This is a genomic window from Serratia sp. (in: enterobacteria) (assembly GCF_052400455.1).
GTDB classification, from domain to species: domain Bacteria; phylum Pseudomonadota; class Gammaproteobacteria; order Enterobacterales; family Enterobacteriaceae; genus Serratia; species Serratia ureilytica.
On record NZ_CP185812.1, the window covers coordinates 278,697 to 304,031 of the forward strand.

The window sequence follows — 25,335 nt, forward strand, 5'->3', positions numbered from 1 at the left end:
GGTCGCAGAGAAAAAATCCTGAAAATTAGGGTTGACTCTGAAAGAGGAAAGCGTAATATACGCCACCTCGAGTTAGCAAGCGAAAGCGCCTAACTTACTGCTCTTTAACAATTTATCAGACAATCTGTGTGGGCACTCCACAAGACGATATCCAGCATCTTCGGATGCAAAAAAATATCAAGTCTTGAAGAGTGACTAACTGAAGTAAAATTCATGCAGTAAATCTTTGAGCATCGCTTCTCGAGTGGAAGCAAATCAAGCTTTTAATTGAAGAGTTTGATCATGGCTCAGATTGAACGCTAGCGGCAAGCCTAACACATGCAAGTCGAGCGGTAGCACAGGGGAGCTTGCTCCCTGGGTGACGAGCGGCGGACGGGTGAGTAATGTCTGGGAAACTGCCTGATGGAGGGGGATAACTACTGGAAACGGTAGCTAATACCGCATAACGTCGCAAGACCAAAGAGGGGGACCTTCGGGCCTCTTGCCATCAGATGTGCCCAGATGGGATTAGCTAGTAGGTGGGGTAATGGCTCACCTAGGCGACGATCCCTAGCTGGTCTGAGAGGATGAACAACCACACTGGGACTGAGACACGGCCCAAACTTTTAAGGAAGGCAGCAGTGGGGAATATTGGACAATGAGCGAAAGCTTGATCCAGCTATATCGCGTGTGTGAAGAAGGCCTTAGGGTTGTAAAACACTTTCAGCGAGGAGGAAGGTGGTGAACTTAATACGTTCATCAATTGACGTTACTCGCAGAAGAAGCACCGGCTAACTTCGTGCCAGCAGCCGCGGTAATACGAGGGGTGCAAGCGTTAATCGGAATTATTGGGCGTAAAGAGCACGCAGGCGGTTTGTTAAGTCAGATGTGAAATCCCCGGGCTCAACCTGGGAACTGCATTTGAAACTGGCAAGCTAGAGTCTCGTAGAGGGGGGTAGAATTCCAGGTGTAGCGGTGAAATGCGTAGAGATCTGGAGGAATACCGGTGGCGAAGGCGGCCCCCTGGACGAAGACTGACGCTCAGGTGCGAAAGCATGGGGAGCAAACAGGATTAGATACCCTGGTAGTCCATGCAGTAAACGATGTCGATTTGGAGGTTGTGCCCTTGAGGCGTGGCTTCCGGAGCTAACGCGTTAAGTTGACCGCCTGGGGATTACGACCGCAAGGTTAAAACTCAAATGAATTGACGGGGGCTCGCACAAGCGGTGGAGCATGTGGTTTAATTCGATACAACACGAAAAATCTTACCTACTCTTGACATCCAAAGAATTTTCCAGAGATGGATTGGTGCCTTCGGGAACTCTGAGACAGGTGCTGCATGGCTGTCGTCAGCTCGTGTTGTGAAATGTTGGGTTAAGTCCCGCAACGAGCGCAACCCTTATCCTTTGTTGCCAGCGGTTCGGCCGGGAACTCAAAGGAGACTGCCAGTGATAAACTGGAGGAAGGTGGGGATGACGTCAAGTCATCATGGCCCTTACGAGTAGGGCTACACACGTGCTACAATGGCGTATACAAAGAGAAGCGACCTCGCGAGAGCAAGCGGACCTCATAAAGTACGTCGTAGTCCGGATTGGAGTCTGCAACTCGACTCCATGAAGTTGGAATCGCTAGTAATCGTAAATCAGAATGTTACGGTGAATACGTTCTCGAGCCTTGTACACACCGCCCGTCACACCATGGGAGTGGGTTGCAAAAGAAGTAGGTAGCTTAACCTTCGGGAGGGCGCTTACCACTTTGTGATTCATGACTGGGGTGAAGTCGTAACAAGGTAGCTGTAGGGGAACCTGTGGCTGGATCACCTCCTTACCTAAAGATATTAGTTCGCGTGGCGTGCTCACACAGATTGTCTGATAGAAAGTAACGAGCAGAAATACCTTTATAGGCTTGTAGCTCAGATGGTTAGAGCACACCCCTGATAAGGGTGAGGTCGGTGGTTCAATTCCACTCAGGCCTACCACTTCTTGTAAGTGGAAAAGGTACTGCACGTGACTGTATGGGGCTATAGCTCAGTTGGTAGAGTGCCTGCTTTGCACGTAGGAGGTCAGCGGTTCGATCCCGCTTAGCTCCACCATATAGTCCGGTATTTCAATACTTCAGAGTATATTGGCGACAGTATGCTGCGAAGTATTTTGCTCTTTAACAATCTGGAACAAGCTGAAAATTGAAACATGACGGCTGAAATTTGTCCCTCCGTAGATGTATTGGGATGAAGAGTAACCTGTCATAGAGTCTCTCAAATGTTTGCAGCGCGAACGATGGAAACATCTTCGGGTTGTGAGGTTAAGTGACTAAGCGTACACGGTGGATGCCTAGGCAGTCAGAGGCGATGAAGGGCGTGCTAATCTGCGAAAAGCGTCGGTAAGGTGATATGAACCGTTACAACCGGCGATACCCGAATGGGGAAACCCAGTGTGTTTCGACACACTATCATGTCATGAATACATAGTGGCATGAGGCGAACCGGGGGAACTGAAACATCTAAGTACCCCGAGGAAAAGAAATCAACCGAGATTCCCCCAGTAGCGGCGAGCGAACGGGGAGGAGCCCAGAACCTGAATCGGCTTGTGTGTTAGTGGAAGCGTCTGGAAAGTCGCGCAGCAAAGGGTGATAGCCCCGTACACTAAAATGCACAGGTCGTGAGTTCGATGAGTAGGGCGGGACACGTGACATCCTGTCTGAATATGGGGGGTCCATCCTCCAAGACTAAATACTCCTGATTGACCGATAGTGAACTAGTACCGTGAGGGAAAGGTGAAAAGAACCCCGGTTAGGGGAGTGAAATAGAACCTGAAACCGTATACGTACAAGCAGTAGAAGCATTTAATAATGTAACTGCGTACCTTTTGTATAATGGGTCAGCGACTTATTTTTTTTAGCAAGCTTAACCGTATAGGGGAGCCAAAGGGAAACCGAGTCTTAACTGGGCGATTAGTTGCAAGGTATAGACCCGAAACCCGGTGATCTAGCCATGGGCAGGTTGAAGGTTGGGTAACACTAACTGGAGGACTGAACTGACTAATGTTGAAAAATTAGCGGATGACTTGTGGTTAGGGGTGAAAGGCCAATCAAACCGGGAGATAGCTGGTTCTCCTCGAAAGCTATTTAGGTAGCGCCTCATGTAATTCATCTTTGAGGGTAGAGCACTGTTACGGCTAGGGGGCCATCCCGGCTTACCAAACCGATGCAAACTCCGAATACCGAAGAATGTTATCACGGGAGACACACGGCGGGTGCTAACGTCCGTCGTGAAGAGGGAAACAACCCAGACCGCCAGCTAAGGTCCCAAAGTCATGGTTAAGTGGGAAACGATGTGGGAAGGCATAGACAGCCAGGATGTTGGCTTAGAAGCAGCCATCCTTTAAAGAAAGCGTAATAGCTCACTGGTCGAGTCGGCCTGCGCGGAAGATGTAACGGGGCTAAACCATGCACCGAAGCTGCGGCAGCGACGCTTAGGCGTTGTTGGGTAGGGGAGCGTTCTGTAAGCCGTTGAAGGTGGCCTGTGAGGGTTGCTGGAGGTATCAGAAGTGCGAATGCTGACATAAGTAACGATAAAGTAGGTGAAAAGCCCGCTCGCCGGAAGACCAAGGGTTCCTGTCCAACGTTAATCGGGGCAGGGTGAGTCGACCCCTAAGGCGAGGCTGAAAAGCGTAGTCGATGGGAAACAGGTTAATATTCCTGTACTTGGTGTTACTGCGAAGGGGGGACGGAGAAGGCTAGGCTGGCCGGGCGACGGTTGTCCCGGTTTAAGCGTGTAGGGGGTGTGACCTGGTAAATCCGGTTGCATATCAACCCTGAGGCGTGATGACGATGCACTACGGTGCAGAAGTAGTTGATGCCCTGCTTCCAGGAAAATCCTCTAAGCTCCAGGTAACATTAAATCGTACCCCAAACCGACACAGGTGGTCAGGTAGAGAATACCAAGGCGCTTGAGAGAACTCGGGTGAAGGAACTAGGCAAAATGGTGCCGTAACTTCGGGAGAAGGCACGCTGGCATGTAGGTGAAGTCCCTCGCGGATGGAGCTGAAGCCAGTCGAAGATACCAGCTGGCTGCAACTGTTTAATAAAAACACAGCACTGTGCAAACACGAAAGTGGACGTATACGGTGTGACGCCTGCCCGGTGCTGGAAGGTTAATTGATGGGGTCAGCCGCAAGGCGAAGCTCTTGATCGAAGCCCCAGTAAACGGCGGCCGTAACTATAACGGTCCAAAGGTAGCGAAATTCCTTGTCGGGTAAGTTCCGACCTGCACGAATGGCGTAATGATGGCCAGGCTGTCTCCACCTGAGACTCAGTGAAATTGAATTTGCTGTGAAGATGCAGTGTATCTACGGCTAGACGGAAAGACCCCGTGAACCTTTACTATAGCTTGACACTGAACATTGAGCCTTGATGTGTAGGATAGGTGGGAGGCTTTGAAGCGTGGACGCCAGTCTGCGTGGAGCCATCCTTGAAATACCACCCTTTAATGTTTGATGTTCTAACTCGGCCCCATAATCTGGGGTGAGGACAGTGTCTGGTGGGTAGTTTGACTGGGGCGGTCTCCTCCTAAAAAGTAACGGAGGAGTACAAAGGTTAGCTAATTACGGTCAGAAATCGTAATTTTAGTGCAAAGGCATAAGCTAGCTTAACTGCGAGAGTGACAACTCGAGCAGATGCGAAAGCAGGTCTTAGTGATCCGGTGGTTCTGTATGGAAGGGCCATCGCTCAACGAATAAAAGGTACTCCGGGGATAACAGGCTAATACTGCCCAAGAGTCCATATCGACGGCAGTGTTTGGCACCTCGATGTCGGCTCATCACATCCTGGGGCTGGAGTTGGTCCCAAGGGTATGGCTGTTCGCCATTTAAAGTGGTACGCGAGCTGGGTTTAGAACGTCGTGAGACAGTTCGGTCCCTATCTGCCGTGGGCGTTGGAAGATTGAGAGGGGTTGCTCCTAGTACGAGAGGAGCGGAGTGAACACACCACTGATGTTCGGGTTATCATGCCAATGGTATTGCCCGGTAGTTAAGTGTGGAAAAGATAAGCGCTGAAAGCATATAAGTGCGAAACTTGCCTCAAGATAAGTCTTCCCAGAACCTTTATGGTTCCTAAAGGAACGTTTAAGACTAAGACGTTGATAGGTTGGGTGTGTAAGTGCAGCGATGCATTGAGCTAACCAGTACTAATGATCCGTGAGGCTTAACCTTACAACACCGAAGGTGTTTTTAGAGAGATTTTCAGCGACGTTCCAAGATTGGTTCTGATGGCTTCATGGAAGTGAGGCGGTTGGAATGAAACAGAATTTGCCTGGCGGCAATAGCGCGGTGGTCCCACCTGACCCCATGCCGAACTCAGAAGTGAAACGCCGTAGCGCCGATGGTAGTGTGGGGTCTCCCCATGCGAGAGTAGGACACTGCCAGGCATCAAACAAAGCAGAAAGCCCTGAACTGACGTTCAGGGCTTTTTGCTGTGCGTAAAACGCAAAAAAGCGCAGCTACGCTGCGCTGCTTTCTCCTCCTTCTTCTCCGTCAGCGAGCCAGAGAAAAGGCCCCGAAGGGCCTTTGATTAGGGTGTGTTTGCTTTTTTCACTTATTATTCGGTCAATGCGAGCTGCCCTGAGAAATGCCCAGCCCGGTTTGCGAACGAACAAACTGCGCCCGGAAGCGTTCCCGCTCTTGCTGCCCGGCCAGTGAGCTGTCGGTGATCGAGAACAGCCAGGTGCCGACAAAGGCCACGATCATCGAGAACAGCGCCGGGTATTCGTACGGGTAAATCGGTTTCTCATGGCCGAGGATCTGCACCCAGATCGTCGGGCCGAGGATCATCAGAATCACCGCTGTCAGCAGGCCTAACCAGCCGCCAATCATCGCGCCGCGGGTCGTCAAACGCGACCAGTACATCGACAGGATGATGATAGGGAAGTTACAGCTGGCGGCGATGGAGAACGCCAGCCCGACCATAAAGGCGATATTCTGCTTCTCGAACAAAATCCCCAGGGCAATGGCGACCAGGCCTAATACCACGACGGTGATCTTGGAGACCTTCAGCTCATCGCGCTCGGTCGCCTTGCCGTTTTTAATCACGCTGGCGTACAGATCGTGGGACACGGCCGAGGCGCCGGCCAGCGTCAGGCCCGCAACCACCGCCAGAATGGTGGCGAACGCCACCGCCGAGATAAAGCCGAGGAAGAAGTTGCCGCCAACGGCATTGGCCAGATGCACTGCCGCCATGTTGGTGCCGCCCAGCAACGCGCCGGTGGCATCTTTGAACGCCGGATTGGCGCTGACCAGCAAGATGGCGCCGAAGCCGATGATAAAGGTCAGAATATAGAAGTAACCGATAAAGCCGGTGGCGTAGAACACGCTCTTGCGCGCTTCCTTGGCGTCACTCACGGTGAAGAAACGCATCAAGATGTGCGGCAGACCGGCGGTGCCGAACATCAGCGCCAGGCCAAGCGACAGCGCGGAAATCGGATCGGACACCAGCCCGCCGGGGCTCATGATGGCGATGCCTTTCGGATGCACCTTCACCGCTTCGGCGAACAGGGTATTGAAGTCGAAGTTAACCGACTTCATCACCATCAGCGCCATAAAGCTGGCGCCGGCCAACAGCAGCACCGCTTTGATGATCTGCACCCAGGTGGTGGCCAGCATGCCGCCGAACAGCACGTACAGCACCATCAGGATGCCGACCAGGATCACCGCCACATGGTAGTTGAGCCCGAACAGCAGCTGGATCAGCTTGCCGGCGCCGACCATCTGCGCGATCAGATACAACGCCACCACCACCAACGAGCCGCAGGCCGAGAGGGTGCGGATCGGTTTCTGCTGCAGACGGTAAGAGGCGACATCGGCGAAGGTATAGCGGCCGAGATTGCGCAGGCGTTCCGCGATCAGGAACAGAATGATCGGCCAGCCGATGAGGAAGCCGATGGAGTAGATCAGGCCGTCATAGCCCGAGGTATAGACCAGTGCGGAGATGCCGAGGAACGAGGCGGCGGACATAAAGTCGCCGGCGATCGCCAGCCCGTTTTGCAGACCGGTGATGCGCCCGCCCGCGGTGTAGTAGTCCTGACGGGAACGGGTGCGTTTGGAGGCCCAATAGGTGATGTAGAGCGTGGCGCCGACAAACAGGATAAACATCACGATCGCCTGGATGTTCAGCGGCTGACGATGCACCTCGCCGCCAATGGCGTCGGCGCAGGCCAGGCCCGGCAGCAACAGCAGCGCGGCGGCGGACAATAAGCGCTTCATTGTTTCACCTCGCGCAGAATCTCTGCGGTGAGGCGATCGAATTCGCCGTTGGCGCGGAACACATAGATCCCGGTCAAGACGAAAGAGATCACGATCAGCCCGACGCCGACCGGGATCCCGCGGGTAATGGTCGATCCGGCGGCGATCGGCGTGCCGAGCCATTGGGGATCGAAGGCGATCAACAAAATGAAGCCGACGTACAGCGCCAGCGTAATCAGCGAAAGCAGCCAGGCGAACCGGCCGCGTTTTCTCACCAGCTCTTTAAAGCGCGGGTTTTCTTCAATCCCTTGATAAATGGTGTCATTCATCAGAGTGTCTCCAGTAGGTATTGATAGAGTACGCCGCGCCAGGGCCGCTCAACGGCGCGTTATCCGAATGAGCGGCCTGAAGCGGCGTAAATTATGACGGCACTTTCATTGATTGTTTTTCTTCCAACAGCTTGTCGACTACAGCCGGATCCGCCAGCGTGGAGGTATCCCCCAGGTTGCTGGTGTCGCCGGCGGCAATTTTGCGCAGGATACGCCGCATGATCTTGCCGGAGCGCGTTTTGGGCAGCGAGTCTGTCCAGTGCAGCACGTCCGGTGTGGCGATCGGCCCTATCTCTTTGCGCACCCAGTTGCGCACTTCGGCATAGAGCTCCGGCGTCGGTTCTTCGCCGTGGTTCAGCGTGATATAGGCGTAGATCGCCTGGCCTTTGATGTTATGAGGAATGCCGACCACCGCCGCTTCGGCGATTTTCGGGTGAGATACCAGCGCGGACTCGATCTCGGCGGTGCCCAAACGGTGGCCGGAGACGTTCAGCACGTCATCGACGCGGCCGGTGATCCAGTAGTAACCGTCCTCGTCGCGGCGGGCGCCGTCGCCGCTGAAATACATGCCTTTGAAGGTCGAGAAGTAGGTTTGCTCGAAGCGGTCATGATCGCCGAACAGGGTGCGCGCCTGGCCCGGCCAGGAATCGACGATCACCAGGTTGCCTTCGCAGGCGCCTTCCTGCGGCGTGCCGACATTATCGACCAGCGCCGGCTGTACGCCGAAGAAAGGCCGAGTGGCGGAACCGGCCTTCAGCTCGGTGGCGCCCGGCAGCGGGGTAATCATGAAGCCGCCGGTTTCAGTTTGCCACCAGGTGTCGACGATCGGGCATTTGGCGTTGCCTATCTTGTTGTAGTACCACTCCCAGGCTTCCGGGTTGATCGGTTCGCCGACCGAGCCCATGATGCGCAGCGAATCGCGCCGGGTGCCTTCGATCGCCTTGTCGCCTTCGGCCATCAGGGCACGAATGGCGGTCGGCGCGGTATACAGAATGTTGACCTGGTGTTTGTCTATCACCTGCGACAGACGATTGACGCCCGGATAGTTAGGTACGCCTTCGAACATCAGCGTGGTGGCGCCGCAGGCCAGCGGGCCGTACAGCAGATAGCTGTGACCGGTGACCCAGCCGACGTCGGCGGTGCACCAGTAAATGTCGCCGTCGTGATAGTCGAACACATACTTAAAGGTCATCGCGGCGTACACCAGGTAGCCGCCAGTGGTGTGCAGCACGCCTTTTGGCTTGCCGGTCGAGCCGGAGGTGTACAGGATAAACAGCGGATCTTCGGCGTTCACTTCTTCCGGCGGGCAATCGGCGGAAACGCCCTGGGTCAGCTCATGCCACCACAGATCGCGCCCTTCCTGCCAGTAACCCGGTTTGCCGGTGCGCTGGAACACCACGACGTTGGCCACGCTGACCACGCCGGGGTTTTTCAGCGCATCGTCGACGTTCTTTTTCAGCGGCACGGCGCGGCCGGCGCGCAGGCCTTCATCGGCGGTGATCACCAGTTTGGCGTTGGAGTCGATAATGCGTCCGGCGACCGCTTCCGGTGAGAAGCCGCCGAAGATCACCGAATGTACGGCGCCGATGCGGGCGCAGGCCAGCATCGCGACCGCCGCTTCCGGCACCATCGGCATATAGATAGCCACCACGTCGCCTTTTTTCACGCCGAGCTTTTTCAGCACGTTGGCGAATTGGCAGACATCATGGTGCAGCTGTTTGTAGGTCACTTTCTTGGATTGGGTCGGGTCATCGCCTTCCCAGATAATGGCGGTCTGGTCGCCGCGCTCAGCCAAATGACGGTCCAGGCAGTTGGCCGCCAGGTTCAACGTGCCGTCTTCAAACCAACGGATGCTGACGTGGCCCGGATCGAACGAGGTGTTTTTGACTTTGGTATAGGGTTTGATCCAGTCCAGGATTTTGCCATGCTCACCCCAGAAAGCTTCTGGGTCTTGAACCGACTGTTGATAATACTGTTGGTATTGTGCCGGATTAATCAGGGCGCGTTCTGCAATTGCAGAAGGAATAGCGTGTTTATGCAGTTGGCTCATAGCTTTTCTCCTTGAAGTTGTTAATGATATGTCAACTGAAGGTTAAGTATAGTTTGCTACGATTCTTTGTTTCTTTTTTGCGCGGCAGATCACGCAACAAAGATATTGATTTGTAATAGTTCTGTCGCATTTGCAGTACGTATCTATCTATTTGGCGTTTAAATCATCATAAACCCGCTTTTTTAGCCAAAAACACTTATCTAAAGAACAAAAAAGAATAAACAAAGGCGAGGGTGTTTGCCTCGCGCTTAATAAGGGGGGGGAGAGACCGACATTATTTCGCGCTATAAATCTTTTTTGATTATTTTTCGCTATTAATATTCGAAGTTGGTATTAACGCGATATAACGATGGACGGCACATCGTGAAATAACGTTCTATTAACGCTTAATTCCTGATGAAAACTCGGGAAATACCGTGTGGCATTCATCATGCCGAATTGTTCGATTTTTAATCGGAATATAAAACGGCGCTGCATTTATGAGTGAAAATGTCACTCGGTCAATTCCCATTTATTTGACTTTTGAGTAACAAAATATAAACATTTAATGCGGACTAAATATGCAGAATGGACGAAAAATAACGCATTTTAATCGCGTTCAAAAAAACGTCGCTGGCGCGGTTATGTGCTTCATTATATGAAAAATTATGTTTTTAATAACAAGCAATTATGCCATTTGAAATAGTTGCGTGAATTTTTTGTGATTCGATTCAGCGCTCAACCCTGACAAATCAAGGCTTGCAGAGCATGCCGCCCGGATGATACAGATTTATACTGCGTCGCACCCAGGGCAGGTGAACGCTTCCACTGAATTAACATAAGCCTGTAATAAATGATTAAGTATTCTTTTCGCCGTGTTGCGACTTTGTACGGCGCAAAGAGTCTTTGAGGACTTTTTGGGTATGAAAAGTGTAAAAATTAGCCTGGCTTGGCAAATCCTGATCGCGTTGGTGCTGGGTATTATTGTTGGCGCGGTATTGCACAACCAGACCGAATCTCGTGAGTGGCTGGTGAGCAATATTCTCAGCCCGGCGGGTGATATCTTTATTCGTCTGATTAAGATGATTGTGGTGCCGATCGTTATTTCCACGCTGATCGTCGGTATTGCCGGCGTGGGGGATGCGAAAAAGCTGGGCCGCATCGGATTGAAAACCATTATTTACTTCGAAGTGATCACCACGATCGCCATCGTGGTGGGGCTCACCTTGGCCAACGTCTTCCAACCGGGTCACGGCATCGATATGTCGACGCTGACCACGGTGGACATTTCGCAGTATGAGAAAACCACCGAACAGGTGCAAAGCGGTTCGCACAGCCTGGTGGCGACCATTCTGTCGCTGATCCCGTCGAACGTCTTCTCGTCGATGGCCAAGGGCGACATGCTGCCGATTATCTTCTTCTCGGTGCTGTTCGGTCTGGGGCTGTCGTCGTTGCCGAAAGAGACCAAAGAGCCGCTGCTGAAGGTCTTCAAGGCAGTGTCCGAGAGCATGTTCAAAGTCACCCACATGATCATGCGCTATGCGCCGATCGGGGTGTTTGGTCTGATTTCGGTCACGGTGGCGAACTTCGGTTTCGCTTCGCTGCTGCCGTTGGCCAAGCTGGTGGTGCTGGTGTACTTCGCCATCGCGTTCTTCGCCCTGGTGGTGCTGGGGGCGGTCGCTCGGCTGTGCAACCTGCGCATCTGGACGCTGATCCGCATCCTGAAAGACGAACTGATCCTGGCTTATTCCACCGCCAGTTCGGAAACGGTGCTGCCGCGCATCATCGAAAAGATGGAGGCTTACGGCGCGCCCAAGTCGATCACCAGTTTCGTGGTGCCGACCGGTTACTCCTTTAATTTGGATGGTTCGACGCTGTACCAGAGCATCGCCGCCATCTTTATCGCCCAGCTGTACGGCATTGAGCTGTCGTTGGGGCAGGAGATCGTGCTGGTGCTGACGCTGATGGTGACCTCGAAAGGGATCGCCGGCGTGCCGGGCGTCTCGTTCGTGGTGCTGCTGGCGACGTTGGGCAGCGTCGGCATTCCGCTGGAAGGCCTGGCGTTTATCGCCGGCGTGGACCGTATCCTGGATATGGCGCGCACCGCGCTGAACGTCGTGGGCAACGCGCTGGCGGTACTGGTTATCGCCAAGTGGGAGCACCAGTTCGATCGCAAGAAGGCGCTGGCCTACGAAACGGAGTTCCTGGCGCAGAAGGTGAAGCCGGCCAATCAAGGCTAATCACCGGCTAGCGGGATATGAAAACGCCCCGGGCATCCGTGCCCGGGGCGATTTGTTTTTATGCCCTTTCAGCCTGCCACTTTCTTTTCTCTGCCCCCGCTGCGTCGCTTGCATCCCCGCTTAACAGAATCTAAAGTGTTACCAAATTATTGGAAATGATAATAGATGTTATTATCATTTTCATTTGATGATGTATGGAGACACACAAAAGCCGTTGAACGGCGGAGCATCGCCCGTTCGGCGCTTTTATTCAGGCTTATCAAAGGTAGGTAACATGTCGGACACCGCTTTGGCCTCTGAATGGTTGCCGCTGGCGCCAGCGCAGCTTGATTTCTGGGAAGAATACACCTTGCACCCTGGGCAGACCTTATCCACCGTCGCCCATTGCACCGAACTGTGCGGCGCAATAGAGGAAGCGGCGCTCTGCCGGGCGATCGCCGCCACCCTCGCCGAGACGCAGGCGTTTGCCCTGCGCTTTGGCGAACGGCGTGGCGACCATCCACCGCCGCTACGGCACGAGCCACAGCGCATACCGTCATTGCAACGTATCGATCTGCAAACGCATCGCGATCCCTGGCAGGCGGCGCAAAACCTGATGCACGAGGATATCTCGCAGCACCGGGCGCTGCACCGCGAACCGTTAGCCGCCGCCTGGCTGCTGAAGCTGGGACCGGAGCGTTACCTCTGGTACGTGCGTGCGCACCATATTCTGGTCGACGGTTTCGGCATGGCGCTAATCGAACACCGCTGCGCCGCGCTCTATGCGCACTACCTCGGCCAGGGGAGCGCGGGCATCCCTTTGGGTGCTTTCGCCCCCTTTCAACAGGCCGAGTTGGCCTACGTCGATTCTGAACGCTGCGAGCGCGATCGGCGCTTTTGGCAGGCCTATCTGCCGCCGTCGCAGGCGCTGCCGACGGTGCGTAAGGGGGGCGGGGAGTATGGCGTGCGACGCCTGAGCGTCAACCGTCGGTTGCCGACAGAAGTCGCGCAACGTCTGGCGCAGCAGTCGGAACGCAGTGGCATCAATTGGCCCGACTTGCTGGTGGCGCTGTCGGCGGCCTGGTTGTTTCAGGTCATGCCGCGCCACGCCCGGCAGGGCGATGCGTTGCCGATGTGGATGCCGGCGATGAATCGCCGCGGGCAAGCCGCCACCAACGTCCCTTCGCTGGCGGTTAATACCCTGCCGCTGCTGGTATCGCCGTCGCCAATGGAGACGCTGGGGAGCTTTCTGACCACCCTGACGCAGCAGCTGCGCGAGCTGCGCAGCCACGCCGGCTATCGTCTGCGCCAACTGGCCGCCGATCGCGGCGTGGATCCGAACTCGCGCTTCTTTATTTCTCCCTTCATCAACGTGCAACCCTTCGATGCGCCCCGTTTTGTCGGCTGTCGCGGCGCCCGGCGCGTATTGGCCGGCGGCTCGGGCGACGGTTTCAACCTGACGTATCGCGGCCGCACCGACGCCCGCGATCTGCAGGTGGATATCGATATTTATCTGGAACAGTTCCCGACGGAGGATGCGCTGGACTATGGCGAGGCGCTGCAAGAATTTCTGCTGCGCGCGCTGCAGCGGGAAGCCTGGGAGCAACCGCTCGCGGCCCTGACGGCATTGCCCGCCTGATAACCTGCGGGCGGGGGATATCCCCGCCCGAGTGGTGTGGCTTCAGCTTGTCAGTAACGCCGCCACTTCGCGCGCATTCTTGCACGGCAAGAGCGCACTGCTCCCCAGCCGGGTGCCGAAAGCGTCATTGAGGCGCTCCGCCACCTGTTTGATATGCGGCAGCTTCAGCCCCATGGCGATAAACGCCGTCTCTTCTCCCCATTCCGGGCGCGGCGTCACGCCGATCGCCTGCCAATAGATGGTCAGGATCTCTGCGCTGCGCGCCAAAGGCGCGTTCGGCGGCGGGGCTGCGCAGGCGTTCAGCGCCGGCGCGGTTTGCCGCTGGCTCAGGTCGGCGCGGATGCGATGGCGGTCGGTTTTGCCGTTGGCAGACAGCGGCAGCGCCTCGGCGTGGATAAAGCGCGTGGGAATATGGGTACAGGGCAGATAGCCGGTGGCGAAGGCGCGGATCTCGGACAGCGGCAGCGGCTTGCCGTCGCGGGTCAGATACAGGGCGCCGAGCGCCGCCTCGTTGTTCTCTCCGCTGGGATAATCCACGACCACCATATCCCGGATCGCCGGATGGCGGCGCAGCACGTCTTCGATTTCCGGCAGCGAGACGCGCACGCCGCGGATCTTCACATAGCCGTTCACCCGGGTGGCGAACATGATGTTGCCGTCCGCACGGTAATAGCCCTGATCGCCGGTGCGGAAAGCGCGCAGCGGCTGCCCGTCCGGCCCTGCAAGGGTGACGAAGTCGTGCTGCTTCAGCTCCCCCTGCTCCAGGTAGCCCAACGCCAGATTGACCCCGGTGGTATGGATGCGGCCGACCACGCCGGCCGGGCAGTGGCTGCCGTCGTCATGGCAGATGAAATAGCGGTTGGCCGGCAGCGGGCGGCCGTAAGGCACGGTGCCGCTCTCCTGCGGGGCGATCGGGTGCCAGATGCTCCAGATGGTGGTTTCGGTCGGCCCGCCGAGTGAGAACAGCGCGAGATCCGGGCGCAAGGTGCGCAGGGTTTGCACCGTCGCCGGCTTGATGTAGTCGCCGCCCTGCGCCACCAAGCGCAGCGAGCGCAGGCTGTCGGCCGTTTTACAGGTGAGCAGCATCTCCAGAATGGCGGGCACCGAGCACCACAGGCTGACCCGATGTTTTTCCACCAGTTGGTTCCAACTGATGGCGTCTTTTTCCTGATGCGGCGCCGGCAGCACCAGCGTGGCGCCGGCGCACAGCGAACCGAACAGATCGAACATCGACATGTCATGGTGTGGCGGCGTCACGGAAATAAAGACGTCGTCGGCGGTGACTCTCCAGCGCTGTTGGGTTTGGTGCACGACGTTGGCGGTGGCGCGGTTGTTGAGCACCACGCACTTGGGTTTACCGGTGGTGCCGGAGGTATACAGGTAATAGCTCGCGGCCTGGCTGGCGCTGCGTTCCGCCAACGCCTGTTCATCCGGCAGCGCGGGCGCGCGATCTGTCGGCGTCAGCAGGGTAGCCGGCGTCACGCCGATCGGCGTCTCCAGATCGCCGCCGTGCACCACCAGCGTCGGCCGGCAGTTCTCCAGCAGGTAGGCGGTGCGCTCCGGCGGCGAGTTGATGTCGATAGGCACCCAGATCACCCCCTGTAGGGCGCAGGCGAGGCTGAAGATGATCTGTTCCGGGCTGCGCGGCAAATACAGCGCCACCACGTTGCCCGGCTGTACGCCGCGGCTCTGCAGGTTGGCGATCGCCGTGGCGATCCGCTGGCCCAGCTCGCGATAGGTCAGCGTCTGCTCGCCACAGATAAGCGCGTTGCCGCCGTTATGCGCGCCGAACAGCCGCTCGGCCAGCTGCGCCAGATAAGGATAAGGCGCGTAATTCGCTTCGCTGTCGTTGTGGCGGTAATGCGCCAGATCGATGAAATCTCGCGGGGCGATCGCCAGATCGGCGCGTTGGCAACTGTGCAGGATGCGCCGCTGCAAGGCCGCCAGCATGGCCGCTACCTGCTCGCCGTGCAGCGCCTGCTCGGCGTAATCCACGCACAGCTGCAGGTTTTTTTCGCTGTCCTGCGTCAGACGGATATCAATGGCGACCTGCGGCGTTTGGGTCAGGCCATCGTGGAAGCGCACCGGCGCCTCGGCCGGCAGCGTTTCCCAACCCAAACAGTTGGTCAGGATCACCGGCAGCGCCGGGCCGCCCTGGCTTTGGCCGAGCAACTGACGCGCCAGATCGACGCCGGAAAACGCCAGGTGATCGAGCGCGCCGAGCACATCGTCCTGCAAGGCTTGCGCGCGCTGGATAAAGTCTTCGCCATAGCGCGAATAGCGCACCGCCACGAAGCTGGAGGCGTTGCCCAGCGCGCCGTCGGCGGCGGGGAACGCCACCGGCACCCCGACGCACAGCTCCCCGTCGGTGGTCCAGTGGGCCAGCGTATCGAGGATCAGCGCCGAGAGCAGGCTGTTGCGCAGCAGCGCATGCGGCGATCCCAGGCGGCCGAGTTGTTTGACCGTGTCGTGCGGCAGCGTCAGGGTGGCGCGGCGATAGCGTGATGCGGTGAGATTGGCGAGCGGGGCGCGCCACGGCAACGCCGACGGGGTGGTGACATCCTGCAGCTTCTCGCGCCAATAGGCGGCATCGGCCTGGCGTTGCGCCGCCGATGCCGCAGGGGGCGGCAGCGCGGCGGCGGTCGGCGTCAGAGGGCGATCGTCGAACAGGCGCGCGATCACGGCGGAGATCCCCTGGCCGTCGAGGATCAAGGCATCAAAGCTGGTAAAGATCAGCGTATCGTACGGCGATCCCGTCGGTTCCTGCTGTTCGGCAAGTTGGATCACGGCGATGCGCCACAGCGGTTGGCTCGGATCGTGGCGCTGGTGGGAGTAACGCTCGCGCAGTTGTTCCGTCTGGCGCTGCGCCGCTTCGTCATCCAGCGAGCGCAGGTCGTGGCGATCCAGATGCAGCGTGATTTCCGGGCGCACGTGCTGCGTGCCGCGCTGCACATCGATGCAGGTGCGCAACGCCGGGTAGTGCTGTACCAGCTCGGCCAGGCGCGCTTCAAGGCGCGGCACATCCCGCTGCCGGGCGCGGTATTCGCGGAAGTCGTGCATCGCCACGCCGCCGAGCGGCCATCGATCGCTGCGGCCGAGAAGATAGGCCTGCTGCAGTGCGGTTAATGGTGTCTCCATGGTGCTTCCCTATAGTCGCTAACCGATTAAAACGTGCCGGACGTCGCGCGCCCGGAAACCGATCTCAGTGCTGCGGCGCCAGCGCGGCGAGCAGCGTTTTCGCATGCCGTCCTGCCTCGGGCGAGCGTTGGCAGATCAATGCCGCCAGCGCCGCGGGGGAGGGATGCGCCGCCAGATCCTGCGCCGTCAGCGCCGCCGCCAGATATTTGTTGAGCACCGTTAGCAGCGCGTTCACCCCAGCATCCGGCAGAGGCAACCGGTGGATATCGTCGTGGTCGCGCAAGCCGGCCTCGGGAGCCACCCGTGCCAGCAGGCGGTGCAACACCTGGCGCACCGGCGCCTGCTGCGCCAGCGCGTCGGGGGTACACTGCGCCAGCAGTTGCGACAGCGGGCGATCGAACGCCCCCGCCTGCCGCGCGGCCAGGTGCAGCAGCGCCCGGTAACAGGCCAGCAGGCGTGGCAACACGTGCTCGGGAAACGCGTCCAGCCGCACGTCCCAGTTGATCAGAATGCCGTCGTCGACGTGGGCGACCTGCGCATCCAGCGCGACCTGCGGCCCCTGAGAGATGACCCAGCCGAGAGGGCCGAAGGTGTCGGCGACCCGTTCGGAAAACAGCGTCTTGCCGCGGATGCCGAAACCGGCGGTAAACACCACCGGCGAAGGCTGCAGGCTGCCGTGCAGGCGTGACAGATCGCGCATCACGCTGACGCCGGGATAATCCGCATGCTCGATCAGCTCCGCCAGCTGCGCCATCAGGCGTTGGCAGAAGGCGTTCAGGTTTTCCGTCGGGTTCAATTCCACGCCGAGCAATACCAGATTAGAGAAGTCGCCGACGAGGCGATGCGCGTCTTCCCGTTCGCTCTCGCGGTGGAACAGCGGCACGTTGAGCCGGAAGCGCGTCATGTTCCAACCCTGGCCGACGGCCAGCGCGAACAGCGCCAGAAACAGCGTCGAGAGGGAGGTGTGGTGCCGCTTGGCCACGCTCTCCAACGCGCGGCTTTCTTCTGCATTCAACTGGATGGCCAAACGATCGCTGCGGCAGCGGTCCGGCGTGCGCAGCAGGCGCGGCGCCGGCGGCACCTGCGCCAGGCGAGCACGCCACCAACGCTGGCTGCGTTCGCGCCGCTGGCGCAGCGCCTCGTCGGCGTTGCGTCGTTCGAGGTGATCGAAGTAGGCCGGCGGCGCGTGATGGGAGGGCGCCGCCGGACACTGGTGATAAAACGCCGCCAGATCCTCCATCAGCAGGCGAAAGCTCATGGCATCGCCGGCGATCATGTCGAGATCGACGTGCAAGCGGCTGCGCCCTTCCGGCAGCAGGCTCAGGCTGATATCGCAGGGAACGCCCTGTTCCAGCGGCAGCAGCTGGGTGCTTTTCGCCTGGCGTTTGGCGGCGAGCGCGGCCGCCAGCGTCGCTTCATCGGCGTGTCGCCAGTCGTCGAGATGCAAGGTATGCCGGGGACTGGGGGGCGCGATCGTCTGTCGGCCATCGTCGGTAATGCGCAGGCGCAGCAGCGGATGATGCAGGTACAACATCTCTACGGCCTGGCGGAGCCGAGCGGCATCCAGCTCGCCGCCGTCGAACTCCGCATACAGGTGGGCGGCCATGCCGCCCAGAGGGGGAGCGGACTGTCGGCCTACCCAATAGGCGGCCTGCATCGTGGTTAACGCTTTCATCGGGTATCCATTTTGATTCAGCCAACGAGACTGCAAGAATATATCCAAATGTTAATAGGAATGAAAATTATTATTATTTGATCCATTTGGCGCACGGGTGCTATCTATAAGGCGTTTTAGCAATACCGAGCAGAGAGGGCGTTGGGTGTGAATAATTTATCTATATTATTCTTAGCATTGAAATGATTGCTTGTTATTGCAGCGCTCGTTTTTCCTGCGAAAGTATAAGGGTTTCTGGCAGTTATCTTGTCAGCCCTCACACCTTTATTGATAATGATTTGCATTAGAAAATGCAAAATATTATCATTCTTAACATTATTTTACGTTTTTATACAAGCTGCCGGCCGCTCCGCCGGCGGCTTGGCCGTGGACGGGGCCGCGCCCGTTCGGCCGCGAAAGACATGGGTTTGCCGCAGGGATAAGCAACAGCAAGGCCGGGAAGGCCGCAGCGTCATGATCTGTGTGAGTGTCGATGTAGGTTGTGTAAAAAAAAATCAAATTTTGTGCACCTCTGGGATGAAAGGAGAAGACATCTATGGGCAAGCATTTTGCGGCTCAACGGCATGAAAGCGTAGGAAACGGGGAAAAGGCGGGGTTGAAAGCCATTGGGGCATTTTCCTCCGTATTTTTAGGGGTTTGTTCACTGGCGATCGGTAACGTCAACGCGGCGGAAACGAAGAGCAATGAAACCTACCAGGACGCGGAAACGCTGCTGGTCACCGGTGAGAAGATCAAACGGTCCATTTTCGACACCGGCTCCAGCGTGCAGGTGTTCGACAGCAACCGCATCGCCTCGATGCCCGATGCGGTGCAGATCCCCGATCTGCTGCGCATGACCCCCAACGTGGTGGATCTGGGCATCGGCAACGAACTGCCGACCGTGCGCGGCATCGACGGTTCCGGCCCGAACGTCGGCGCCAACGCTTTCCTCAGCGGCACCCGCCCGCGCCTCAATCTGTCATTGGACGGCCGTTCGCTGACTTATAACGAACAGGCGTTCGGTCCGCAGTCGCTGTGGGATCTGGATCGCGTCGAAGTGTTCCTCGGCCCGCAAAGCTACATCCAGGGGCGCAACGCCATCGCCGGCGCCATCGTCATGGCCAGTAAGGATCCGACCTTCGAGTGGGAAAGCGCCTTCAAGGGCGGGGCCGGCAACCAGCACTCTTCACAGTTGGCGGCCATGGCGTCCGGCCCGCTGGCGGAAGATCAGCTGGCGTTCCGCGTCAGCGTCGATCGCCAGCGCCGCCGCAGCGAAGCCGATCTGCCGGCCTATGCGCCGGTAGGCGATCCGCGCGAAGTGGAAGCCACCACCGCCCGCGCCAAGCTGTTGTTCAACCCGGCCGGCCTGCGCGATCTGACCACCAAGCTGACCTTCAACCACTTCGGCAGCACCGCGCCGCAGAACGAAAGCCTTAACCCGCAGCCGCATCCGACCAACCCGCGCCACGATCCGCGCCGCGCCGTGTTCAAAAGCAACATGAACAGCACCATCTGGGATCTGGCCTGGGAGCAGTCCGACGCACTGACGTTGGAAAACCGCGTTATCTACACCGACTTCAACATCAACCGTCCGACCGCTTACAACATCCAATACGCCGAGATCGACGGCCAGGAAGTTCACGTGGAGCCGGTGGTGCGCTTCGGCGGCGCGGACAGCCGCCTGCACGGGCTGGCGGGGCTGCGTTACTTCCACGGCACGCAGGATGAGTTCGTCAACATCTTCGGCGGCTCGACCTTCAAGGATAAGACCGATACCCATTCGGCGTTCGCCGAGCTGACCTATGCGCTGACGCCGCAGGTGGACGTGACCGCCGCCAGCCGTCTGGAGCGCGAACATCGTCGCCGCGACGGCGGCAGCCAGGCGGTGCGCATCGATTTCGATGAAACCTACACCGTGTTCCTGCCGAAGCTGGACGTGGCCTGGAAACCGACGGATACCCAAACCTACGGCGCCAAGATCGCACGCGGCTATAACGCCGGCGGCGGCGGCATCACGATCGGCACGCCGGTGGTCAGCTACACCTACGGTTCCGAGTATGTCTGGAACTACGAGCTGTACACCCGCCATCACCTGAAAGACGCCAACGTGGTGCTGACGGGTAACATCTTCTACAACGATTACAAGGATATGCAGCTGCCGTACTCGCTGGGCGAGAACTCCAGCGTGATCCGCAACGCCGACAAGGTGGAAACCTACGGCGCGGAAATCGGCGCTACCTGGCAGCCGCGCTGGGATTTCGAACTGTTCGGCAACCTCGGCCTGTTGAAAACCGACATCAAGAAGTTCTCGGGCAGCGGCGTGGAAGGGCATGAGCTGGCGCGCGCGCCGGCTTACACCGCCAACATGGGCGCCAAATATCAGTTCCTGAAAGGGTGGGAGCTGAGCAGCAACGTGGCGTTTACCGACTCCTACTATTCGCAATACGACAACGACTCGCGCGGGCGCATCGGCTCCTATTGGACGGCCAACGCCCAGCTGGCTTACACCTTTGACTACGGTCGCGCCACGCTGTATGCGAAAAACCTGTTTGATTCCGACCGCCGCGAGATGGTCAGAAGCAATGACATTTACACGGCGACGCTCCAGCGAGGCCGCCTGGTCGGCGCAGCGGTTGAGCTGACTTTCTAACGCTATCGCGGTGACGGGGGACGAATGTCCCCCGTTTTATGCGCTATCCCGGCACGGCCGGGCAAAGGAGATAACGCAGTGATCGGTGATTTTGACAGCATTCTGAGCGATGAAGAGGCCCAGCGGCTGGAGAGCGCGTTTCAGGCGCTGGGCGCGGGGGCGGCGAACGGCGAGCGGCCGGTAAGCGAAGCCGAAGAACGGGCATGGTTTGCCCATCTGCAGCAGGGTGACGCACGCGGGCAGCGGGCGCTGGCCTGGCGCCTGACGGGAGAGGTGGATATCGCCCAACTGACGGCGGCGCTGCAGGCGCTGGTGCGGGAAACGCCGGGCGTGAACGTGCATTACGTTTTTGATGATGAAAACGGTCTGATTAAACGCGCCGCCGATTCGGCGCCGTTGCCGGTGAGCCTGCGTCAGGTGGCGGATGAACAACACGCCATGGATTGCCTGCTGCAGGCGCAGGCGGCGCCGTTTGAACTGGAAGGCGAAGCGCCGCTGCGCTTCTTGCTGTTGCTCACGCCGGGCGGTGACGTGATGTTGGGCGCGGTCTTGCATGACATCCTGGCGGAAACGCTGCCGTGGCGCCATCTGCCGGCGATGCTGGCCGCCCGCTATAACGGAGATGCGATGCCTCTGCCTTTCGCGGCGGAGCCGTTCGAGCCGCCGGAAATCCCGGAGCCACAGCTGCCCTGGGCGCGCCAGGCGGTCTCGCTGCAGGATTACCGCAGCCCGGCGCAGCGTGCTGAAGCGTTGCCGCCGGTGGGTGGGCGCGTGGTCACGCGCATTGCGCGCTCGCTGTTGCCCGCCAATGACGCGCCGCGGGTGTTGCTGGCGGCGGTGGCGGCGCGTTTTGCCGAGTTCATCGCCGCGCAGGCCGGCGGGCAAGCGGTGCAGCTGTGCGTGCCGGCGGCAGAAACGGCGGAGTGCGTCGGTCTGGAGCTGGGCCTGACGGCAGCGCCGCTGATGCGCCTGACCGTACGTCACGGCGACGGCGATGCCGGGCAACGGCTGCTGGCGCAGACCGTGGCTGAACAGCCGGATCCGCAGCGGGCGCAGCTGCTGGTGGCCTGGCGCGACGATCTGGCTGCAGAGTGGCGGTTGGAAGGCGTTCACGCCGAACGCCTGTTGCTGCCGCCGCTGCATACGCCGTTTGAACTGGCGCTGCTGTTGAGCTCGCCCGAGGCGGAAACGCTGACGCTGGAGCTGGTCACCGATCCGCGTCTGTCTCCGCACGCGGCGCCTTTCCTGCTGGAGCAGTTCAGCGCGTTCCTGGCTGGGCAGCGGATTGCCGTCGCATTGCCGGCGGCTGAGGCCGTTTCCCCGGCGATGGCCGCGTCGGTGGCGAACGGCGACGCGGACGAAAGCATTGCATCACTGATTTTGCAGGCGTTCAGCGAGGCGCTGGCGGCGCCGGAAATGACCCTGGATGAAGATTTCTTCGATCGCGGCGGCCATTCGCTGGTCGCCACTCGGGTGATCGGCCGCTTGCTGAGCCTGCATCAGATCGAAATCAACATTAACGATCTGTTCAGCCATCCGACGGCGCGCGGGCTGGCGGGGTACGCCAAACGCCTGAACGTCGCGCAGCCGAATGCCGCACCGACGACCGCCGACGATCATGATCGGGCGCAGGCGCCGCTGTCGTTGGCGCAGGAATCGTTGTGGAAGGTGTATGAAGCCTTTGGTCATGACGAGATCTTCAACCTGCCGTTCTCTCTGCGTTTCTTCGATGCGGTGGATGAAACGGCGCTGCGTCAGGCGTTTATCGACGTCATGACTCGCCATACCGTGCTGCGTTCACGCTTCGTCGAGCAGCAGGGGGAGGTGGTGCAGGTCGTGGTGCCAGCCGCAGAACTGCCTGATTATCAGTGGTTCCGCTTCTCCCACGAGACGCCGGCGGGTAATGCCGCCGCCCTGTTGGCCGACGCCGGCCAGCATCGGTTCGATCTGGCCGCCGAGCTGCCGCTGCGCGCCACGCTGCTGCGCGATGCGGACAACGGCCAACAGCTGCTGTCGCTGCTGTTCCACCATGTGGTGCTGGATGAATGGTCGCTCAACCTGATGATGGACGAGTTGGGCGTCGCTTATCGCCATCGCGTCGTCGGCCAGGCGCCGCAGTGGAGCGGGCAGCCGCCGCAGTTCCATACCTTCGCCCGGCAGCAGCGGGCCTCGGGGGTGCAGCAGCAACATCTGGACTACTGGCTCGATGCGCTGCGCGGCGCGCCGGTCGGCCAGCCGATCTTCCGGCAAGAACCGTCCACCCACCCGGCGGTGCCGGCGCCGGCGGACGTCAACGGCGGCTGGCTGGAGTTCGAGGTCGATCCTGCCGTGGCGGAAGGCTTGTATCAGCTTGCCCGCCGCAACAACGCGTCGCTGTTCAACGTGGTGTATGCCGGGATTACCTCGGCGCTGCGCCTGCTGGGCGGCCCGGCGGATCTGCTGGTGGGCACCTCGACTTCCGGCCGTAACGACGCCGAGTTCTTCGATACCGTCGGCTATTTCACCACCGTGGTGGTGCACCGCGTGCGCTTCGACGAGGGGCTGACGGTGGCCGGGTTGGTCAGTCAGGTGAAAAACACCATCAATGGCTCGCTGCCGTACACCGACATTCCGATCGACCTGGTGGAAGAAGGGCTGTTCGGCGTGGATGCCGACCGCAAAAACCACATGTTCGAAGTGTTCATCCAGATCCACAGTCGCATCAAGCTGAACGGCGAGTTCCGGCTGCAGGACGGCCGTGCGATCGCCTACCGTCAGGTGGAGCCGGAGAAAGCCGAATCGCTGCTCGGCCTGCAGTTTGAGGTGATGGAAGACGATCTGGCCGGGAAGAAATCCCTGCGGGTGATGATGACCTATCGCCAGGATCACTACAGCAGGGAGCAGGCCACTCTGATCGCCGACGGCGTTCAGCACGTCTTTACCCAGTTTGCGCAGCACATCGCTGGCGATATCGCTCTGGCGGCGCTGCCGCCCGGGCCGCAGGCATGACGTTGTTTCACTCTAACCGAAAGCATGATTTTCAAGGAGATAAAAGGATGTCTGGAACCCTAGCAACCCCGCGCGCGTTACTGTCGCTGCTGGCGGCGGCCTCTCTGGTGGTCGCCGGCGCCGCGCAGGCGGACGATGCCGGCATCAAACCGCAGGACATCAAGCGCCAGGCGCTGTCGTCGGCGGTGGTGGAGATGGCCTACAGCACCTCGCAGCAGGCGCTGTTCGTCAGCGCGCCGGACTGGAAGGAAGAAGCGCGCTCCCGCGTGCTGCGGCTGGATCCCAACACCCTGGCGATCAAGGCGGAGATCCCGCTGAAGGTGAAAGGCTTCGGCGTGGCGCTGAACGATGCGGGCAATCGTTTGTACCTGACGCAGGCCTTCAACGGCGAAGTCGGGGTGGTGGACACCACCACCAACCATGCGCTAGGCAGCATCAAGCTGCTGGATAAAGCGGTGCTGGAGCAGGCCTACAAGCAGGCGGGCATCAGCGGCAAGCGCCTGGATTTCCTGCTGGCGGAGCTGAAGAAGTTCAAGATCACTGAGGACTACCTGTACCGCATCCGCGAGATTAAATATGACGCGCAAAGCGGCCGCCTGTTCCTGCCGGGGCTGGGCTTCGGCGTCGACAGCGTGCTGTACGTGGTCGATACCAAGGCCGGCAAGCTGGAGAAAGTGATCCCGGGCTTCGGTTACAACGCGGTGGGCATCACGCTGGATGAGAAGGGCCGCAGGGTGTTCGTCTCCAACATGCAGGGGCAGGTGATCACCCTGAACGCCGACACGCTGGCGATCGCCGTCACGCACGAGGTGCAGGCCGATCAGTTGCTGAACCTGGTGTATGACCCGGCGAGCAACCGCCTGTTGGGCGTCGATCAGGGCATCGACCGCGACGACTACCGCAACCATCATCTGGGGCGCGACTACGTGAAGCGCAGCAGCGGCCACCGGGTGTTTGCGCTGGATGCGGACAGCGGCAAGGTGCTGGCCAGCGAACTGACGGATGAAGTGCCGATCGGTCTGCTGCTCGACGAGCGCAGCCAGCGGCTGTATGTCGCCAACCGCAAGGGCGTGCGCGTGGATCACGGCGCCGGGACGCTGACGGTGTTCGACGCCAAGACCCTCAAGCGCCTGCAAACCGTAGACCTGCCGCCGCACCCTAACAGCCTGGCGTTGGATCCGAAAGGCGATGCGCTGTTCGTAACGGTGAAAAACGACGGCGCTGCCACCAAGGCCGGCAAAGCCGAAAGCGTGGTGCGCATTCAGCTACACACCAAATAACTGAATGGAAAGATAAAAAAAGGGCGCCGCGGCGCCCTTTATCGTGGCTGACAAAGGAGGAAAAAGCGTGGTTTTTCCTCCTTTGTGGTTATCAGCCGAAAATCAATGAATTGATTTTCCTTGTTTTCTATCTGTCGCCTAATGAAAGCCCGGCAACGTCATCCGCTTTGTCATTTACCTCAAGGGGTGCTGAGCCCC

10 protein-coding genes, 2 tRNA genes and 3 rRNA genes are annotated in these 25,335 nt (G+C 59.0%); 10 read left to right on the forward strand and 5 right to left on the reverse strand.

The window, feature by feature from the left end; translation table 11 throughout:
• Window positions 1-264: 264 nt before the first annotated feature.
• The 5 genes from ACORQT_RS01290 (at window position 265) to rrf (ending at window position 5,401) form a co-directional block, all read left to right on the forward strand.
• A 16S ribosomal RNA gene (locus ACORQT_RS01290) occupies window positions 265-1,806 on the forward strand.
• Between the two features lie 74 nt (window positions 1,807-1,880).
• A tRNA-Ile gene (locus ACORQT_RS01295) sits at window positions 1,881-1,957 on the forward strand.
• A 38-nt stretch (window positions 1,958-1,995) separates the two neighbouring features.
• Window positions 1,996-2,071, forward strand: a tRNA-Ala gene (locus ACORQT_RS01300).
• A 207-nt stretch (window positions 2,072-2,278) separates the two neighbouring features.
• Window positions 2,279-5,186 (forward strand): 23S ribosomal RNA (locus ACORQT_RS01305).
• Between the two features lie 99 nt (window positions 5,187-5,285).
• Window positions 5,286-5,401: ribosomal RNA gene (gene rrf, locus ACORQT_RS01310) — 5S ribosomal RNA — on the forward strand.
• Together the 16S, 23S and 5S rRNA genes with 2 tRNA genes alongside form the textbook arrangement of a ribosomal RNA operon.
• A 178-nt stretch (window positions 5,402-5,579) precedes the next feature.
• Here the strand turns inward: rrf and actP are convergent.
• The 3 genes from actP to acs all read right to left on the reverse strand — a co-directional run bounded on the left by actP (window position 5,580) and on the right by acs (window position 9,590).
• Complete coding sequence (actP, locus tag ACORQT_RS01315; protein WP_004930048.1) at window positions 5,580-7,232, reverse strand: cation/acetate symporter ActP; 1,653 nt, start codon at window positions 7,230-7,232, stop codon at window positions 5,580-5,582.
• Window positions 7,229-7,540 carry a DUF485 domain-containing protein gene (locus ACORQT_RS01320; RefSeq protein ID WP_004930047.1) on the reverse strand — a complete coding sequence of 104 codons (312 nt, stop codon included), beginning with the start codon at window positions 7,538-7,540 and terminating at the stop codon, window positions 7,229-7,231. The genes actP and ACORQT_RS01320 overlap by 4 nt, the downstream gene beginning before the upstream one ends.
• 91 nt (window positions 7,541-7,631) lie before the next feature.
• Complete coding sequence (acs, locus tag ACORQT_RS01325; protein ID WP_033652607.1) at window positions 7,632-9,590, reverse strand: acetate--CoA ligase; 1,959 nt, start codon at window positions 9,588-9,590, stop codon at window positions 7,632-7,634.
• Window positions 9,591-10,492: 902 nt separating this feature from the next.
• Here acs and gltP point away from each other — a divergent pair.
• Together gltP and ACORQT_RS01335 are read left to right on the forward strand one after the other, a co-directional pair.
• Window positions 10,493-11,809, forward strand: a complete 1,317-nt coding sequence (gene gltP / locus ACORQT_RS01330; protein WP_033641576.1) for a glutamate/aspartate:proton symporter GltP — start codon at window positions 10,493-10,495, stop codon at window positions 11,807-11,809.
• Window positions 11,810-12,083: 274 nt separating this feature from the next.
• The gene (locus ACORQT_RS01335) at window positions 12,084-13,427 is read left to right on the forward strand and encodes a condensation domain-containing protein (protein WP_164057950.1); all 1,344 of its coding nucleotides are present in this window, start codon (window positions 12,084-12,086) and stop codon (window positions 13,425-13,427) included.
• A gap of 42 nt (window positions 13,428-13,469) precedes the next feature.
• On the opposite strand, the gene ACORQT_RS01340 is transcribed toward ACORQT_RS01335, so the two are convergent.
• A complete protein-coding gene (locus ACORQT_RS01340; RefSeq protein ID WP_164057951.1) occupies window positions 13,470-16,565 on the reverse strand; it encodes an amino acid adenylation domain-containing protein in 3,096 nt (1,031 codons plus the stop codon).
• 64 nt (window positions 16,566-16,629) lie between these two features.
• Window positions 16,630-18,240: a condensation domain-containing protein gene (locus tag ACORQT_RS01345; protein ID WP_164057952.1), complete on the reverse strand. Its 1,611-nt coding sequence runs from the start codon at window positions 18,238-18,240 to the stop codon at window positions 16,630-16,632.
• 535 nt (window positions 18,241-18,775) lie between these two features.
• Between ACORQT_RS01345 and ACORQT_RS01350 the strand changes: the two genes are divergently transcribed.
• From ACORQT_RS01350 to ACORQT_RS01360, 3 genes are all read left to right on the forward strand, one after another.
• On the forward strand, window positions 18,776-20,869 hold the full coding sequence (locus ACORQT_RS01350) for a TonB-dependent receptor (RefSeq protein ID WP_164057953.1): 2,094 nt from the start codon (window positions 18,776-18,778) through the stop codon (window positions 20,867-20,869).
• A 78-nt stretch (window positions 20,870-20,947) separates the two neighbouring features.
• The gene (locus ACORQT_RS01355) at window positions 20,948-23,857 is read left to right on the forward strand and encodes a condensation domain-containing protein (protein ID WP_164057954.1); all 2,910 of its coding nucleotides are present in this window, start codon (window positions 20,948-20,950) and stop codon (window positions 23,855-23,857) included.
• Between the two features lie 47 nt (window positions 23,858-23,904).
• Window positions 23,905-25,137, forward strand: coding sequence for a YncE family protein (locus ACORQT_RS01360; RefSeq protein WP_444859304.1), 1,233 nt, complete (start codon window positions 23,905-23,907; stop codon window positions 25,135-25,137).
• Window positions 25,138-25,335 lie beyond the last annotated feature (198 nt).